The organism is Nonomuraea cavernae, from assembly GCF_040655715.1.
Lineage (GTDB): Bacteria > Actinomycetota > Actinomycetes > Streptosporangiales > Streptosporangiaceae > Nonomuraea > Nonomuraea cavernae_A.
Genome location: NZ_JBFAKL010000010.1, coordinates 179815 through 195335, shown reverse-complemented (window position 1 = coordinate 195335; position 15521 = coordinate 179815). Strand labels below are relative to the sequence as shown.

Here is a 15521-nt window from a genome sequence, read left to right as displayed (position 1 = left end):
TGCCCGTATGACTGATTGGGACCCGAAAGCGGAGCTTCGCCGTTACCTGCAGACTGCCCGTGAAGCCCTGGTGTGGAAGCTCGACGGGCTCTCGGAGTACGACATCCGGCGTCCGCTGACTCCCACCGGCACCAACCTGCTGGGGCTGATCAAGCACGTCGCCAGCGTGGAGTTCGGATACTTCGGCGACACCTTCGGCCGTCCGTCCGGCGAGCCGCTGCCCTGGTTCGAGGACGATGCCGAGCCCAACGCGGACATGTGGGCGACCACCGACGAGTCACGCGAGGACATCGTCGGCCTGTACCACCGGGCGTGGGCCCACACGGACGCGACCATCGACGCGCTCGCGCTGGACGCGATCGGCCACGTGCCGTGGTGGGGGGAAGACCGGCGCCAGGCGACGCTGCACCGCATCCTGATCCACATGATCGCCGAGACCGACCGGCACGCCGGCCACGCCGACATCGTCCGCGAACTCATCGACGGGGCCGCCGGGCTGCGCAAGGACAACGACAACCTGCCTGAGGGCGACCAGGCATGGTGGGAGGAGTATCGGAGCCGGCTGGAGCGGGCAGCACGCGAAGCCGATCAGCACTGATCCCACCGCGCTCGGATCAGCTCCAGACCAGGTTGATCTCACGCTGGAAGTCGACGTATCCGGCCCGCTCGAACGCCCGCGCCATGGGAACGTTGCCGACGTCCGTGGACGCCCGGATCCTCGGGACGTCGTACGCGGCGAGGATCCGGGTGCCCTCGGCGAGCAGGTCGTCGATGTGGCCGTTCCCCCGGTGCGCGGGCACGACGCCGAGGTACGCGATGATCGGGTTGTAGTTGTTCCGGGCCGGGATCGAGCACGGCTCCGCGAACTCATGGTTGAGCACGTACGGCAGGCGATTGAAGAGGTCGAGTTCCGCACGCCCGGCGATCGGGCGCATGATCAGGTCACTCTGAGGCAAGGCACTGTCCTTCGGTGAAGGCGTGCCTGGTCACTCCGGGATCAGTGCTTTCGCGGCACCCCGGGAAGGACCGGCACGATGGTCATGGCACGCATCGGCTTATCCCTCCTCTCGTCGAAGCAGTTCCGGCCGTACGTCGGCCGGGAGTCGCAGGACGTTCTATCCCAGACGCGATCACCTGGTCAAATCCCCTTTCCTGCCGCAGTCGGCCCCGTGACGCCCAGGAAGCCGTTGGGAGCCCATGCGACGAGAACATCCTCGACCGGAGCGACCCCCAAGGGCAGCCGGGGCACCGGCCGGACCAGAGCCGGTCGCGGCAACCATCGCTCGGCCTCGGCGGCCTGACCCTCCAGCTCCGCCGCGGTCGGCGCCTCGACATGGAGCGCTTGGACGCCGGGGCGATGCTTGAGCAGGGCCCAGAAGTGGCCAGTGTGCCGGCCGTACCAGATGGTCCAGTTCGGCAGACGGTCCGCAAGCACCCGAACCGTCTGGCTCGCCATCAACTCGTCCATGTCAGCAGCCCTCCTGTTGACGACAAGCCAGAGTTGATCACCTTGGGTGACAGTTCGATTACACACCATGATGCATACGCTCTGCTGTGGATGCAACACGTTGCGTCCACATCGGTAGATGTCTCCGCTACTCTTTGCCGCATGCCTCAACTGAGACAGGCACCGACCGCCCGCCTACGGCGTCTCGCGATGGAGTTGCGGCAGCTCAGAGAACGCACGGGCTTGTCCCGCGAGCAGGTGGCCGACGCGACGGACATCAACCGCGCCACCCTCTACCGCATTGAGACGGCGCAGGCGAAACCACAGGTCAGGACCCTGCGAGCGCTTCTCGACGTATACGGCGTGCCTACCGCCCGTCAGGACGAGCTGGTCGCGATCCTCAGACTGGCCAAGGAGGAGAGCTGGCTCCATGTCACGTCGGAGAGCCTGCCTGGGCAGTACGCCACGTACATCGGCTTCGAGAGCGAGGCCAAGGGGCTCCTGAACTACGAGTCCTCATTCGTTCCCGGGTTGCTGCAGACCGAGGCGTACGCGCGAGACGTGATCCGCGCGAGCGATCCGGAGCTCTCTCCCAACGAAGTTGAGAACCGGGTGGTCGCGCGCATGACGCGCCAGGCCCAACACGATCCTTCGCCTGCCCTCTGGGCGATCATCGATGAAGCAGTGCTGCGTCGACGCGTTGGCGGCCCCAAGGTCATGCGCCAGCAGATAGAACGACTCGTCACGGACAGCCAACAACCCCATGTGACGTTGCAGGTGATCCCCTATGACGTCGGCGGGCACCCTGGGATGCATGGCTCCTTCGTCATCCTCCAGTTCGCCGAAGGAGTTCACGATGTGATCTACATCGAGACGAGTGCGGCTGATCTGTTCCTGGACAGCGAGAACGACTTGCGACGATATAACCGGATATTCGACCGGCTTCGAGCCGTCGCGGCCAGTCCGGCGAAGACACGGGATCTCATGACCCACTTGCTTACGGACATGGAGTGAGAGGAAGTGCGGAGATGACGGACAAGGAAGTCGATCCTTCTCGTGCCGAGTGGCGCACCAGCAGCTTCAGCGGCGCGAACGGCCAGTGTGTACAGGTCGCATTCCTTGGCGGCGGCCACGTGGCCGTACGCGACAGCAAGAATCCCGATGGACCGGTGCTGACTTTCACGTCAGGCGAATGGAATTCCTTTATCCATGGAGCCAAAGACGGCAGGTTCGACTGAACGCCTCGGCGTAGCGCGCCTACGCCGAGGAAAAGCCGTCGGATGTCACATCGCCTCGGTGGTACGGCGCGGCCGTGGCCTCGCCCTAAGCGGCCGACTGTCGGGCGCTCGCGCCACGAGGACGTCCCCGATCGGAGCGACGCCGATGGGCAACGGAGGCGCCTTCTGGCCGACGACCGCTCCCGCCAGCCATCGTTCGGCCACCGCCGCCTGGTTTTCCAACTCCGCCGCGGCCCTGGCTTCGACGTGGAGTGCTTCGACGCCGGGGCGGCGCTTGAGCAGGGCCCAGAAATGGCCCGTGTGCCGGCCGTACCAGATGGTCCAGTTCGGCAGCCGCGCCGCAAGCACCCGAACCGCCTGGCTCGCCGTGATCTCATCCATGTCCGTGGCCCTCCTGCTGGAATTCGGATCAGTCCCAGTAGAGGGGCCGCTGCGTGGCCTGCGAAGGATGACAATGAGGGGCAACGGCCGACACAGTGTGTGTCCGTGCATGTCCTTAAGGTGACGACAATGAGCTGGACCGTACGAATTCGCACCGAACGCAAGGCCCGCTCCTGGGACGTGCACACCATGGCTCGACGCCTGCGAACCGCCGCTGGAGAGGACCGTGCCGGCCTCCCGGATCACGAGTCACTTGTACGCTCGATCCGCCGCTGGGAGTCCAACGCCATCGCGATGTTGAGCGAGCGGTACCGGCTGCTGTACTGCCACGCCCTCGCGCTCGACGAGAGTGTGTCGTTCGAAGAATCTGCCAACAATGAGGAGAAAGGCGGGCAACAGCTATCGCGGGAAGAAGGCGATCCCACGAACCGACGTGACGCACTCAAACTCGGGCTGGCCACCACCCTCGCCCAGGTGTTGGGCGAGGCAGCCGACGAGGCTATGGAGTTCACCCGACGCGCGAACACCTCGGCCGTCGGCCGAAGCACGCTGGACCATCTCCAGACGGTGGTCCACGACCTCGCCGGCGGCTATTCCCGCCGTGCGCCTGCCGACCTGTTCACCGTGGCGCGCCTCTACCGGCGCAAGATCGACCAGCTTCTCGCCGGACCCCGCACCCTCAAGGAGGGGCGGGAGCTGTTCGTCCTCGCCGGATGGCTGTCGGAGATCCTGGCCTGGCTCTCGCACGACCTGGGCGACGCGCTGACCGCGCGAGCATACGCGGTCGACTGCTTTGAGCACGCCGACCAGGCGGGACACGACGAGTTGTGCGGGTGGGCGGCCGATGCGATGGCCTCGATCGCTCTCCACGCCGACCGGCCCGGGCGCGCGGTCTCCGCGGCGATGCGAGGGCTCAGCCGGGTTCCGACCAACCACCCCCTCGCCGTACGGCTCCACGCTCAGGCTTCCCGAGGCCAGGCCAGACTGGGAAACCACGACGGCTTCGAGGAGCACTTCGCCAAGGCCGACCGGTTGTGGAACGCGCTGCCTGGCCGTACACCGAGTCGTCCTGACGGGATCGAGACAGGACCGCTGGCCACGTACGCGATGACGGCCTACACAGCCTCGTCCTACATCTGGCTGGGCGAGTACGAGCTGGCCCGCCGTCATGCGGAGAGTGCCGTCAAGGCTCATGAGAACGTTCCGGACGGCAAGCGCTCCCCCAGCCGGGAGGCGATCGCTCGCCTCGACCTGGGCATTGCCCTGGCGAACCTTGGGGCTGTGGACGAGGCGGTCGCGGCGGGGATGGCGGCTCTGGACTCACCGCGGGTGGTCGCGTCCGTACGGACCCGTGCCGCCGATCTCGACCTGGTGCTCGCCGCCACACATCCGCAGGCAGGCGACGAGTTCCGTGCGCGTCTGGCCGTAGTTGGGCAGGGAGCGGCATGAACGATCTCGCCCGTCTCATCGAAAACCTTCGTGCCGCGACGGCGTTCCGCCTCTGACCCAGCCTTCGATTTTCGGCCGGATAGCGTACGACCCCACCGCCGAACAGCGCTCCTCCCATACCCTCGACCTGGTGAAAGACCGGCGAGGATCGGTGATTCGGGGTCAGCATCGATGGATTGGAGCACGGCAATGCTGAATACATCTCACATCTGCGATTGGCACGCACCTTACGATGACAGCGACCCACTGGTCATCGTGATCACCCACCCCGACAGCGCAGATTCAGACCTCCTACTCCTCGACGAAAACCCTGAGCTGTGGGAAGCCTTCTACGCGGCTTTCCGCGACGACCGGGAGATCAACCCGACTGGATGCCTGAGCGACTACATCTATGAGGTTGCCTGCTTGGAGCTGGACGCCACCCCCGTCATGAGGAGCAGCGCACACTGGCTGCGGGTCACCAACGGCGGAGCGAAACCTGACCGTCCAGGGCAAAAGCCCAGCTAGAACAGCCAGCTCCTCTAGCTGCGCGACAAGCTCTGACACGACAGCACGGTGATGGAGCGCACAAAGGGCGGTATGGACGCGGCGCCTGGTGTCTCGGCGATCCTCGAGCACCCCCGCCAGTCGGCTGGTGTCGGGCGGGTCGGTGAGCTGGATGGAGAACATGCTCTCGCCGCAGTCGCGCCACTGGTTGAGCTGCACGGTGAGGGTGAGGTCTGCCTGGTCCGCCTTGTGCGGGCAGTACGGGGACAGGCTGTAGGGGCTCGGCCTGCACCCGGGGCAAGGGCCCGTATCGACCTGGACGTCGAGCTCGGCAGCCTGCGGCTTGGGCATGTCGAGGGTGGTGGTGGAGCCGTCCGCCAGGCGGATCGTGACCGTGATCTGTTCGATAGCGGGCACGGCGCCTGCGGTATTGCGGCCGAGGGTGGCGACTGGCTCCCGGTTGCGGGGCTGCCAGTCGCGGCTGTTCACTTCCCCTCCACGATGTACGCCTCGTAGGTGGCCGCGGCTTCGACCACCTGCTCCGGGGTGGCGTCGTGGGGCGCGTGGTCGGCGGCGAGTTTGAGCACTTCGAGCCGGACCTCTTCGACGGGCTTGGGCGGGTCGAAGTAGGTCACGGCCTGGTCCTCGTCTTGGGTGCGCGGCGGGCGCGTAGACGCGCTTGGCGCCGGTGACACAGCCGATCAGGGTGTAGCCGACGGGTGGCGCTCCAGGCGACGCCGGACGGGACGCCATCGGTGAGGATCGCGCTGGCCAGGAACGCGCCGAGGATGAGGTTGCGAGCGAGGGCGCCGCATCCGCCGGCGAGCGCGAGGTCGTCGTTGTCGAGGTTGGTGGTGCTCATGCTGCGACTCCTGCCGTGCGGCGGGGTGTGAACCACGGGTTCGGTGCCGCCGCGGCTGGGGCTGGCGGCGTGGTGGCGATGCGGGGGATCTCGACGGTGGCCGTCACGGTGTTGGTGGGTGGTGATGCGGGCCGCTGAGCGCAAGGGGCAGGATGCTCGCGGAGGGGGCCACCGACTACCGGATGCTGGACCAGTTCGACATCGACGTCAACCGTGCCGCCACGGGCAACCGGGGCCGGAATCTCGATCTCACCAGCGGGCGCGCGGTAGTCGAACAGGTTGGGGTGTTCGGCGAGAAGCGCCTTGTAGATGGGGGTGCCGGCGTCGGTGAGCGTCGGGGGCTCAGCGAGGGTGGTGGTCATGGCGGGAGCGTCCCGGCAGGACAGGGTTAGTGTCTCGTCTCGTTTGGACGGTGAGCGAGGGCACCGTGGCCGAGTGGGCCGCCCGGCGCAGCTGCGGAGGCGTTTCCGCAGGTCGGACAATAAGTGAGTAGCGGCGTTCGTGGGGTGGCGTGAGTATGCCGGATCAAGGGCAAACTGTCACCCTTCAGCCCTACAGTTGCGGTCAAGCAGCAGGCCCTGACTCTCTCGGCCAAGGGGGTCAGGGCCCTGATGCCAGGTCGAACAACTGGTGCCCGACCACAGCCTGTGTGCTTACAGGTGGAGCGTACCGGGAGGCGCGGACAGAAATCCGCATCTCCCGGGGGTCGGGCGCCGTCCAACCAGCCGAGGAGGCGCTCTTGAACGTAACTTTCAGCATCCGGATCCCCGGCGAGTGGGGTCCGCACGTCCGGACCGTCATCGTCATCGTCGTCATCCTCGTGGCGATGGCGGCCGGCGTAGACGTGGCCAGCCTGCTGCCTGTCCGGGTCTGACCACTCCCCCAAACGCTGAGGCGGCGACGCCCCCAGGCCCGCAAGGGGCTCGGGGGCGTCGTCGTGCTGGTCTACATCCAGGTGGCGCGGGACAGGTGGGCGGTGAGCCGGACGTACATGACGACGATCTGCGGGTCGCGCAGGTCGGCGAGCGCGCCGGGGTACATCCACACGGCGCGGCTCTCGGCTTCGATGCGGATACCGTCTCCGATCGCTTCGCCGGCGGTCCGCCCTGTCAGATTTACCGAGTACAACGTGTAGACGGTGTCGGACGACTTCGAGGCGTAGGACTCGCCGAGCGGGATGAGCTCGTCGGCGGTGATGGTGTAGCCGGTCTCTTCGAGCATCTCGCGGACGGCGTCGTCGGCGATGTCGCCGCCTTCGTAGCCGCCGGTGATGGTGGACAGGACCTGGTCGAGGCTCCAGCAGGGGATGACCTCGGACTTGACGAGGTAGGAGCGGCCGACTGCGGTGTCGCGGTACGGGAGAAGGGCGACGATCCGGCCCTGGCAGCGGGTCTCATGGATTATACGTAGCCGTCGATGCCGGCGTCGTTGATGCGCCAGCGAAATAGCGGCCCGCTCGTGTATCCGGAGCGGGCCAGGTACAACCTGAGCAGGAAAACGTAGCCGCGGCCATCTGGGAGCACGCTGCCGCCCTTGCCGTGGATGCGCACGCGCTCATCGTCCAGGCGCCGGTCAAGGTCTTCGACGCACAGGCCGCAGACCTCGGCGGAGCGGGCGTCGCAAATCGCAAACGGTCTCGAACAGCACCCGCTCGCGCAGCCGGTTCAGCGGGAGGTCCTTATGCCACGCCGGGAGGCGCGGGTGACCTCGCCTTGCACTCACGGAGCATCTCGTTCCCGTTACTAAAAACGATCTTTACGTTACGTCCGCCTTATGTGATGATCAGCTGGTTTTGCTACATCTGTTCGAAAGGTTGTGAATGAACAGACGCCGATCAGCGTCCGGCTTATCCGGCCGGACGCGCCGCCGCGCTGCCTTGATCGCGGCCCTGACGCTGCCGCTTTCGCTCCTGAGCGGACCTGCGGTCGCCCAGGGCCCCACACCATCCCCCACCCCGGCGTCCGCATCGACGACACTACCCGGCGCCGCCTCGGATCCAGCTCTCAAGACCGCTTGGGACAAGGCGGTCAAGTCCGGCAAACCCGTTGAGGTCCCCTCCCGGTTCACCGAGACCATGAAGGTCTGGGCGACTCCGAACGGCAAGAACCTGCGAGCCGAGCTGCACACCCGCCCCGTCCAGCTGAAGAACCCGGCCAGCGGCGCCTGGGAGCCCATCGACACGCGCATCGTCACCCGCGACGGCAAGCTCCAGGCCGCGCGAGTCAAAAGCCCGCTAACCTTCGGCGGACGCGGTACCAAACACCTGGTGTCGGCGGACGGCGAGCAGGGCACGACCGGCCTGAAAGCCACCCGGGCGCTGCCCGAGCCGAAGATCTCCGGCAGCACGATCACCTACCCCGACGCCGTCGCGCCGGGGACGGACCTGGTAGTACAGGCCCAGGCCGACGGGTTCATCTCCCAGGTGGTCTTCCGGCAGCGCCCGGCCGGCCCGGTGGCCGTGCGGCTGCCACTCACCCTGCCCAAAGGCACCACGTTCGGCAAGACGCCCGAAGGGCTACCGCAACTTAAGGATGCCAAGGGCAAGGCGAAGGCCTCGCCGATCGTGCTGACCGCGATGGACGCCAAGGTGGAGGCATCCCCCGACGAGGGCAAGAGCTCCCCGGTCAGTGCGCGGGTGGAGACCTCCGGCAAGACGCCGGAGCTGGTGTTCACCCCGGACGAGAAGTTCCTGGCGGACCCGGCGGTCACCTATCCGGTGACGATCGCGGCCGCCTCGGAGTGGTTTGGCGGCGGCGTGCCCACCGACGCCTGGGTCAATAAGAACAACCCCGGCTCCAACAACGCCGCGGCCGGCTGGCTGCGCGCCGGTACCACCGCCACCAGTGCCGACATCGCCCGCGTGTACCTCAAGTTCAACACCGAAGCCCCGGAGCTTGAGGGCGCCACTGTCCTTGACGCGGACCTATGGGTGTGGAACTACAAGTCCGGCGGCCCCGACGGCCAACTGTGCGGCAAGAACCTCGGAAACGGCATCGCGGCCGAACGCGTCATCTCTTCATGGAGTACCAGCAGCCTGAGCTGGTCCAACCAGCCCTCAACCTTAGGCACCCTAGAAGGAGGAAACAAGGCCGGCTACAACTACGAAGCCGATCCTGCCAGCTGGTGCGCCAAGGAAGAGACGCTGGTGCACGAGGTCAACGCCATGGCCCGCGCCTGGATCGAACAGGACGAACCCAACCACGGGCTGGTGCTGCGGGCCCTCCCCGAAACTGCGTCGATCAACTGGCGCCAGTACTACTCCAGCGAGTACAGCGGCGACCCCTACCCTGGCTACCGGCACCCGCCCACCCTCATGGTCGAATACATCCCGGCAGAGCCCGAGCCCGAGACGGTGATCTTCCGCCACAACGGTCCACCGCTGGCGGAGCCTCCCTCCTACGAGCAGGCAGTCGCTTGGAAGGTGGAGACCTATCCCGAGCCCGTGCCCGTGGAACCGGTGAGCCGTCAGCAGCTTCAGGCGCTGCAGACCCAGGTGGTCAACCCCTTCGAGATAAAGGCCGAAGACCTTCCCGACGCCCCTCCGTTCGAAGGTGATCCTCAACCAGACACCACGCCCCCGCAGGTGGCCCATACGCTCCCCAGCGCGGGCGAGACGAACACCTCGACATCGTCCCGCGTCATGGTCCGCTTCAGCGAGCGGGTCACGGGAGCGGTCTTCACCCTCACGGACGACCAGGAGAACCCGGTCGAGGGGCAAGGGGACCTGGACACATGGGGGACCTTGCTGGAGTTCGCGCCGCTCACTCAGTTGGCCACCGGAATGACCTACCGCGCGGAGGTCAGCGGCGCGAAGGACCAGGCCGGTAATGAGATGGCACCCCATTCTTGGTCGTTTACAACAGGAGAACCCGATACTGTCCCGCCGACCGTGACCGCAACCGAACCGGCCGGTAGCGCCACGAATGTGTCGGTGAACATTGCGGTTAAGGCGACGTTCAACGAGGCGGTGTCCCAGGTACAGCTCACCGTCAAAGACCCGGCAGGCGCCGCGGTGCAGGGGACGCTGCAGGGCAGCGGCACCGAATGGACGTTCACACCGACATCCAAGCTCGCCGCGCAGAAGACGTACCAGGTCGAAGTCAGTAGTGCCAAGGATGCCGCGGACAACGTCATGGCGCCCTACACCTGGTCGTTCACCACGGGCGCGAACACGCCGCAGCCGATCCCGGGGCTGGTGGCGGCCTACGGCATGAACGAGGGATCGGGCACGAGCGTGGCCGACTCCTCTGGGCAGAACAACACTGGTACTGGCAGCAGCACCAGCTGGGTCAACGGCAAGTACGGAAAGGCGCTGTCGTTTAACGGCTCTTCAAGCTGGGTCACCGTCCAGGACGCGGCCTCGCTGCGCCTGACGACCGGGATGACGCTGTCTGCCTGGGTCAACCCCGACACGGTAGCCGCATGGAGCCCCATTGTGGGCAAGGAACTGGAGCTCGACGCCGTCACCCACACCCTGTACGCGGCCAACAGCGCTTCGGTCCCGTCCGCCTGAGTGCAGACCAGTCCGGATACCAACTCGACCGTCAGCGGAACCTCACCGTTGCCGGTCAACACTTGGAGCCACGTCGCGCTCACCTACGACGGTTCCGCCCTGCGCTTGTTCGTCAACGGCCAGCAGGTTAACGAGACAGCGCTCACCGGCAGCCTCTACAACAACGACAGCCCCCTGCGGATCGGCGGCAACGAGGCCTGGGACGAGTTCTTCAGCGGCCTGATCGACGAGGTACGCGTCTACAATCGCGCCCAGACCGCCGCCGAGATCCAGACCGACATGAACACCCCCGTCGGCTCCACCACCCCGGGGCCCGACCCCACGCCCACCCCGACCCCCACACCCACGCCGGACCCCGACCCCGAACCGGTTCCCGGGCTGGTGGCCGCCTACGGCATGGAAGAGGGCACGGGTACCACCGTCGGCGACTCCTCCGGGCAGAACAACACCGGAGCCGCCACTGACACTGCGTGGACGACGACCGGCAAGCACGGCAAGGCCCTATCGTTCAACGGCACCTCCAGCTGGGTCACCGTGCCCCACGCCGAATCATTGCGCCTGACCGACACGCTGACCCTGTCGGCCTGGGTGCGGCCCGCGGCGGCGGGCGGCTACCGCACCGTGCTGATGAAGGAGAACGACTCCGACGGCTCCTACGCCCTGTACTCCTCCTCCGAGGGCTCCCTCCCCATGGGCTGGGTGGAAATCGCCGCCGGGCCCCGCGCGGTACAGGGCGACGACCCGCTGCCGCTGAACCAGTGGAGTCACCTTGCGCTCACCTACGACGGCAGCATGGCCACCCTGTACGTCAACGGCGCCCAGGTCGACCAATACCTGTTCACCGGTGAAATCGTCGACGACGGCGGTGTGCTGCGCCTGGGCGGCAACGCCCTCTGGGAAGACGAGTTCTACAGCGGCCTGATCGACGAGGTACGCGTCTACAACGTCGTCCAGACCGCGGCGCAGATCCAGGCCGACATGAACGCCCCCATCGGCGCCGCGGCCACGGGTGTGATGGCCCGCCGGCTGCCGACGAACTCCGCCCCCGAAATCCAGAAGCTGGCGGTCGGCGACAGCCGGACCGTGGACGGCGTCACCGTCACCTCCGACCTCACCCCGCAGCTGACCGCCTGGCTGTCCGCCGGGCGCAACGGCGAGGCGAAGGTGGAAGTGGAGATCGCCGACAAGCCCACCAAGTCCGTCAAGGCGGACAAAGTGACCACGAACAAGCGGCTGATCTGGTCGGGCGAAGTCACCGCCAAGCCCAACGATACCCAGGTATCTCTGCAGGTCCCCAAGGGCAAGTTGCGGGACGGCAAGACGGTGAGATGGCGCGCCCGCGCCACCACAGCAAGCGTCAACGGCGCCTGGACCACCTGGCACACCGCCACGATCAACACCGCCGGTGGCGGCCAACCCCTTCCCAACGGCGAGCAAGCGACCCAGTCCACCGGTGCGGCTGCGGACAATCTCAATCTGGAGCACATCACGACTGAGACCTGTCGGGACGAAGGCTGGGAGAGCCGGCCGGGCTTCCCGCCCAGGCCCGTTCTCCACGATCAATATCGGCCCTTCACGTGGTGCTACACCTGGACCTACGGGGTCACCCTCTACCACACGGTCATCGTAGATGGCGTGAAGACGAAGATCCCTATGGGATTCACGCAGTTCACCGCAACCACGGTGATTCTCACTCGCATCGGGAACTACTTGGCCGTGGCCTGGGATAACCCTGCCCGGCACGCCCGCGACATCGACGTCTGGTACAAGATCGAGCCCGAGGGCGTCAGGGTCAACGACAACGCCATCATGCTGAATGCCAACATCAGGACGGCGGGCGATCCCGGTCCTGGCGTCTGTGCCGTCGACGGGCCCTCTTCCAGAAAGGCGTCACGCGCGGACTGGGAGTCGAACCCCTACGCCCACTTCAAAATCAAGTCGAGTACTGCCGCCAGCACCGCGCCCGACATGGTCGGCACCTGCAAGATAGCCCCGTACATCGAAGTCAGCGGATATCTCAACGGCAAGCTCCTGAAGGATGAGGACGTCAAGAACTTCCACAAAGAGCCGGAGGTGATGTGCGACACCTCGCCCAGGTACCGGGCCCATTACGGGGGCTGCATCCTGGCCAGGGGGAACAGGTTCCTCACCTACTACGAAAATAGCGTGAAACACGGGGAGGTCGCTCGTCACATCAAAAGCGCCTTCGCCAACACCAGCAAGGTAATCCCAGGAGACTACGTGGAGTATCTCGTCAGCGGTGTTGCGGGCCGCGGTGCTCCGCTGCACAGGATCTGGGAGGAAGACGACAACGATCACTACGAGACGAACGTCACAGAGAAGGACAAGGCATGCAAGTTGCTCACGAGGCCCGCAGGGTACCAATGCGATGAGTACCCCTTCGCCAGCGCCTACGAAGGAGCCGGAAGAAACAAAGCCGGGACGCTCACAGCGAATGTCAGCTACAAGTACCTGTCGGCGTCGCACAACGGCAGTGCGGGCACGGCCTTGAGATTGTTCTACCAGCGATACAGGCTTCTTGAAGAAGACCCCTTCTGGATTCTCATCTCCCCAGGTGCGGGGCCTTCGTCGTAGGCTGATACCGCTTTTCCATGACGGGGCGTCGCCGGCTTCATCGGTTGCATGGAGCCGGCGACGCGATCCTCAGCGCTGCGGCGGGCCCATGAAATGGGCGAACTCAGCATCGCTCATGGCCGGTACCGGGCTGGCGACAGTGAATCCCGCAATGGGCGAATCCGGCCTTTCGACATCCGCCGGAAAGGTGGCCCCCGCGATTCGCTCCATCAGGGTGACGCCGGCGTACTTGTGCCGGGGAATGGTGCGCCGACCCGGCCTCGACCCCCTCCCAAAACCCCTCCCGACCTGCTGTGTCGCGACCGTAAGAGGGCTGAAGTCCAGATCGTGCAGGTAGGAGTCGACCGCCCCGGTATTCCAGCCGCAGCGGGCGGACGCGTCGGCACTGTCGAAGTCATAAGGGTCAAACCCGACGTCCAGTCTCCCGTTCGCAGCGTAGGCGAAGTAGGCGCGCGATGCGCCCGCCGCGTGCCACGGGTCCATTCTGGCGTAGGTCTTCGCCCATGGGGAGAGCGCGATTCCCCACACCAGGCAAACGGCCAGGTGACCATGGCGGGACAGGGCGCTCATGACCTCTTGGCGGGCACATTCGTAGCCATAGTAGGGATGTGTGATCAGGATCCCGTCGCCCCAGCGGATGATGGTGGCGGTGCTCGAGTCGAGAGCCTCCGGCGAACGGTAGTCCACCGCCAGAGGGACTGCGCCGATCAGTGATGCGACAGTCTCAATGTCGTTGTGGGTGGTGAACGTGGTGCAGAAATCCTCAAACACGGAAAGATCCATTGTCACGCGCGTTCCACTCCCTGAGCCATATCGTGGCGCTCCATCATGCCATCTATCGCAGGTCTGGAAATTGAGGGCATCCCGCCCAAACGCTTCGACCGAGCCCCTGGGTACCTACTTCACCTCAATCTTTCACGATCGTGAAGTAGGAGCCGTAGGCCGTAGTTGATCTTGATGGCGCTGGGTGGGGGCATGGTGAGGGCCCGGCGGTGCCGGGTGTGGCCCGTGGTTCCCCTGGTGGGCCGGGTGGGCGAGGCCTTTCGACTGGTCGGGACGGGTGGGTGTCGGTCACGGTGGCGCTGGGGCGGCGCTGAGGGCCCTGATCTTGTTCCAGGCCAGGATCAGGTCGGCGGCGTGGGGGTGGTCGTCGGGGAGTAGCCGCAGGTGGGCCAGCAGGTCGGTGGCGAGCATGACGGCCAGGCACCAGGCTTGGTTTGGCGGCCATCTTGAAGAACGGGAACCGGCGCAGCCCGAGGTCTTTGGCGTCCTTGATCACCGATTCGACGCCGGCGTGGTTGCGGGTGAAGGCGTCCAGAGGGGGTAGTGGTGGCCGGGCAGGTTGTGGGCGACTGCCTGGAAGCGCTGGCCGCGTCTCTTCTCGATGTCGCTGGCCTGCTTGTGGTGGCGGGGGTGCGGGGGTTCGAGGCGGGCTTGCACGCGCATGCCGCCAGGCCGGCCCTCGGCCAGGGTGAGCAGGCCGGTGATGTCGGTGGTGCAGGCGCCGGTCCGTGGTTCGCCTTCGGGGGTGACCGCTGGGGTCCAGGCGTCGGCGGGGACCTTGCAGATCGCTCGGCGGATGGGCTCGGTGACGTCGAAGCCGACGGCATAGAGATCGACCAGCTTCTCGCCGGACCTCGCGCCCTCAAGGAGGGGCGGGAGTTGTTCGTCCTCGCCGGATGGCTGTCGGAGATCCTGGCCTGGCTCGCGCACGACCTGGGCAACCCGCTGACCGCGTGGGCGTACGCCGTCGACTGCTTCGAGCACGCCGACCAGGCGGGACACGACGAGCTGTGCGGGTGGGCGGTCGATGCGATGGCCTCGATCGCGCTCCACGCCGACCGCCCCGAACGCGCCGTTTCCGCGGCGGTACGAGGACTCAGCCGGGTTTCGACCAGCCACCCCCTCGCCGTACGGCTCCACGCTCAGGCTTCCCGGGGCCAGGCCAGACTGGGAAACCACGGCGGCTTCGAGGAGCACTTCGCCAAGGCCGACCGGTTGTGGAACACGCTGCCTGGCCGTACACCGAGTCGTCCCGACGGGATCGAGACAGGACCGCTGGCCACGTACGCGATGACGGCCTACACAGCCTCGTCCTACATCTGGCTGGGCGAGTACGAACTGGCCCGCCGTCACGCGGAGAGTGCCGTCAAGGCTCATGAGAACGTTCCGGACAGCAAGCGCTCCCCCAGCCGGGAGGCGATCGCTCGCCTCGACCTGGGCATTGCCCTGGCGAACCTTGGGGCTGTGGACGAGGCGGTCGCGGCAGGGGTGGCGGCTCTGGACTCACCGCGGGTGGTCGCGTCCGTACGGGCCCGCGCCGCTGATCTCGACCTGGTGCTCGCCACCACACATCCGCAGGCAGCCGACGAGTTCCGTGCGCGTCTGGCCGTAGTTGGGCAGGGAGCGGCATGAACGAACGCGCCCGTCTCATCGAAAACCTTCGTGCTGCGCCCTTCTATGCCAGGCTTCGGTTTTCGGCCGGATGGCGTACGACCCCACCGCCGAACAGCGCTCCTCCCATACCCTCGTCCTGGTGAAAGACCGGCG

General features: G+C 66.3%; 18 protein-coding genes and 1 pseudogene. 8 read left to right on the top strand and 11 right to left on the bottom strand.

Annotation, left to right across the window (positions count from 1 at the left end; genetic code table 11):
- The first annotated feature begins 7 nt into the window (after window positions 1-7).
- On the top strand, window positions 8-598 hold the full coding sequence (locus AB0I38_RS17315) for a DinB family protein (RefSeq protein ID WP_358468222.1): 591 nt from the start codon (window positions 8-10) through the stop codon (window positions 596-598).
- Between the two features lie 16 nt (window positions 599-614).
- Here AB0I38_RS17315 and AB0I38_RS17310 read toward each other — a convergent pair.
- A pseudogene (locus AB0I38_RS17310) lies at window positions 615-848 on the bottom strand (GNAT family N-acetyltransferase); the annotation flags it as partial.
- A 290-nt stretch (window positions 849-1138) separates the two neighbouring features.
- Window positions 1139-1468, bottom strand: a complete 330-nt coding sequence (locus tag AB0I38_RS17305; RefSeq protein WP_358468219.1) for a hypothetical protein — start codon at window positions 1466-1468, stop codon at window positions 1139-1141.
- A 141-nt stretch (window positions 1469-1609) separates the two neighbouring features.
- Here AB0I38_RS17305 and AB0I38_RS17300 point away from each other — a divergent pair, with 141 nt between their 5' ends.
- Both AB0I38_RS17300 and AB0I38_RS17295 read left to right on the top strand, forming a co-directional pair.
- Entirely contained in the window at window positions 1610-2461 is an 852-nt protein-coding gene (locus AB0I38_RS17300; RefSeq protein WP_358468216.1) for a helix-turn-helix domain-containing protein, read from the top strand.
- A 14-nt stretch (window positions 2462-2475) separates the two neighbouring features.
- Window positions 2476-2685 (top strand): DUF397 domain-containing protein, encoded by a 210-nt coding sequence (locus AB0I38_RS17295; RefSeq protein ID WP_358468213.1) that lies wholly within the window; start codon window positions 2476-2478, stop codon window positions 2683-2685.
- Between the two features lie 45 nt (window positions 2686-2730).
- Here AB0I38_RS17295 and AB0I38_RS17290 read toward each other — a convergent pair whose 3' ends face one another.
- The gene (locus AB0I38_RS17290; protein ID WP_358468211.1) at window positions 2731-3066 is read right to left on the bottom strand and encodes a hypothetical protein; all 336 of its coding nucleotides are present in this window, start codon (window positions 3064-3066) and stop codon (window positions 2731-2733) included.
- Between the two features lie 129 nt (window positions 3067-3195).
- Here AB0I38_RS17290 and AB0I38_RS17285 point away from each other — a divergent pair, with 129 nt between their 5' ends.
- The gene (locus AB0I38_RS17285; RefSeq protein ID WP_358468208.1) at window positions 3196-4515 is read left to right on the top strand and encodes a hypothetical protein; all 1320 of its coding nucleotides are present in this window, start codon (window positions 3196-3198) and stop codon (window positions 4513-4515) included.
- 291 nt (window positions 4516-4806) lie between these two features.
- Here the strand turns inward: AB0I38_RS17285 and AB0I38_RS17280 are convergent, their stop codons facing one another.
- From AB0I38_RS17280 to AB0I38_RS17265, 4 genes are read right to left on the bottom strand one after another with little or no spacing between them, the layout of a single operon-like run.
- Window positions 4807-5490 carry a hypothetical protein gene (locus AB0I38_RS17280; RefSeq protein ID WP_358468205.1) on the bottom strand — a complete coding sequence of 228 codons (684 nt, stop codon included), beginning with the start codon at window positions 5488-5490 and terminating at the stop codon, window positions 4807-4809.
- On the bottom strand, window positions 5487-5636 hold the full coding sequence (locus AB0I38_RS17275) for a hypothetical protein (protein WP_358468202.1): 150 nt from the start codon (window positions 5634-5636) through the stop codon (window positions 5487-5489). The genes AB0I38_RS17280 and AB0I38_RS17275 overlap by 4 nt, the downstream gene beginning before the upstream one ends.
- Window positions 5633-5863, bottom strand: a complete 231-nt coding sequence (locus tag AB0I38_RS17270) for a hypothetical protein (RefSeq protein ID WP_358468200.1) — start codon at window positions 5861-5863, stop codon at window positions 5633-5635. Before AB0I38_RS17270 ends, AB0I38_RS17275 begins: the two co-directional genes overlap by 4 nt.
- Entirely contained in the window at window positions 5860-6225 is a 366-nt protein-coding gene (locus tag AB0I38_RS17265; RefSeq protein ID WP_358468198.1) for a hypothetical protein, read from the bottom strand. The genes AB0I38_RS17270 and AB0I38_RS17265 overlap by 4 nt, the downstream gene beginning before the upstream one ends.
- A gap of 377 nt (window positions 6226-6602) precedes the next feature.
- Between AB0I38_RS17265 and AB0I38_RS17260 the strand changes: the two genes are divergently transcribed.
- Complete coding sequence (locus tag AB0I38_RS17260) at window positions 6603-6737, top strand: hypothetical protein (RefSeq protein WP_358468195.1); 135 nt, start codon at window positions 6603-6605, stop codon at window positions 6735-6737.
- A 71-nt stretch (window positions 6738-6808) separates the two neighbouring features.
- Here AB0I38_RS17260 and AB0I38_RS17255 read toward each other — a convergent pair whose 3' ends face one another.
- On the bottom strand, window positions 6809-7084 hold the full coding sequence (locus tag AB0I38_RS17255) for a hypothetical protein (RefSeq protein WP_436838752.1): 276 nt from the start codon (window positions 7082-7084) through the stop codon (window positions 6809-6811).
- Window positions 7085-7263: 179 nt separating this feature from the next.
- Window positions 7264-7413, bottom strand: coding sequence for a hypothetical protein (locus tag AB0I38_RS17250; protein ID WP_358468192.1), 150 nt, complete (start codon window positions 7411-7413; stop codon window positions 7264-7266).
- Between the two features lie 326 nt (window positions 7414-7739).
- Here AB0I38_RS17250 and AB0I38_RS17245 point away from each other — a divergent pair, with 326 nt between their 5' ends.
- Together AB0I38_RS17245 and AB0I38_RS17240 are read left to right on the top strand one after the other, a co-directional pair.
- Window positions 7740-10376: an Ig-like domain-containing protein gene (locus tag AB0I38_RS17245; RefSeq protein WP_358468189.1), complete on the top strand. Its 2637-nt coding sequence runs from the start codon at window positions 7740-7742 to the stop codon at window positions 10374-10376.
- On the top strand, window positions 10377-12971 hold the full coding sequence (locus AB0I38_RS17240) for a LamG-like jellyroll fold domain-containing protein (RefSeq protein WP_358468186.1): 2595 nt from the start codon (window positions 10377-10379) through the stop codon (window positions 12969-12971).
- A gap of 69 nt (window positions 12972-13040) precedes the next feature.
- On the opposite strand, the gene AB0I38_RS17235 is transcribed toward AB0I38_RS17240, so the two are convergent.
- Window positions 13041-13760, bottom strand: a complete 720-nt coding sequence (locus AB0I38_RS17235; protein ID WP_358468183.1) for a hypothetical protein — start codon at window positions 13758-13760, stop codon at window positions 13041-13043.
- A 282-nt stretch (window positions 13761-14042) separates the two neighbouring features.
- Window positions 14043-14165: a hypothetical protein gene (locus AB0I38_RS17230; RefSeq protein WP_358468180.1), complete on the bottom strand. Its 123-nt coding sequence runs from the start codon at window positions 14163-14165 to the stop codon at window positions 14043-14045.
- 135 nt (window positions 14166-14300) lie between these two features.
- Here AB0I38_RS17230 and AB0I38_RS17225 point away from each other — a divergent pair, with 135 nt between their 5' ends.
- Window positions 14301-15386, top strand: coding sequence for a tetratricopeptide repeat protein (locus tag AB0I38_RS17225; protein ID WP_358468177.1), 1086 nt, complete (start codon window positions 14301-14303; stop codon window positions 15384-15386).
- The last annotated feature ends 135 nt before the right edge of the window (window positions 15387-15521 follow it).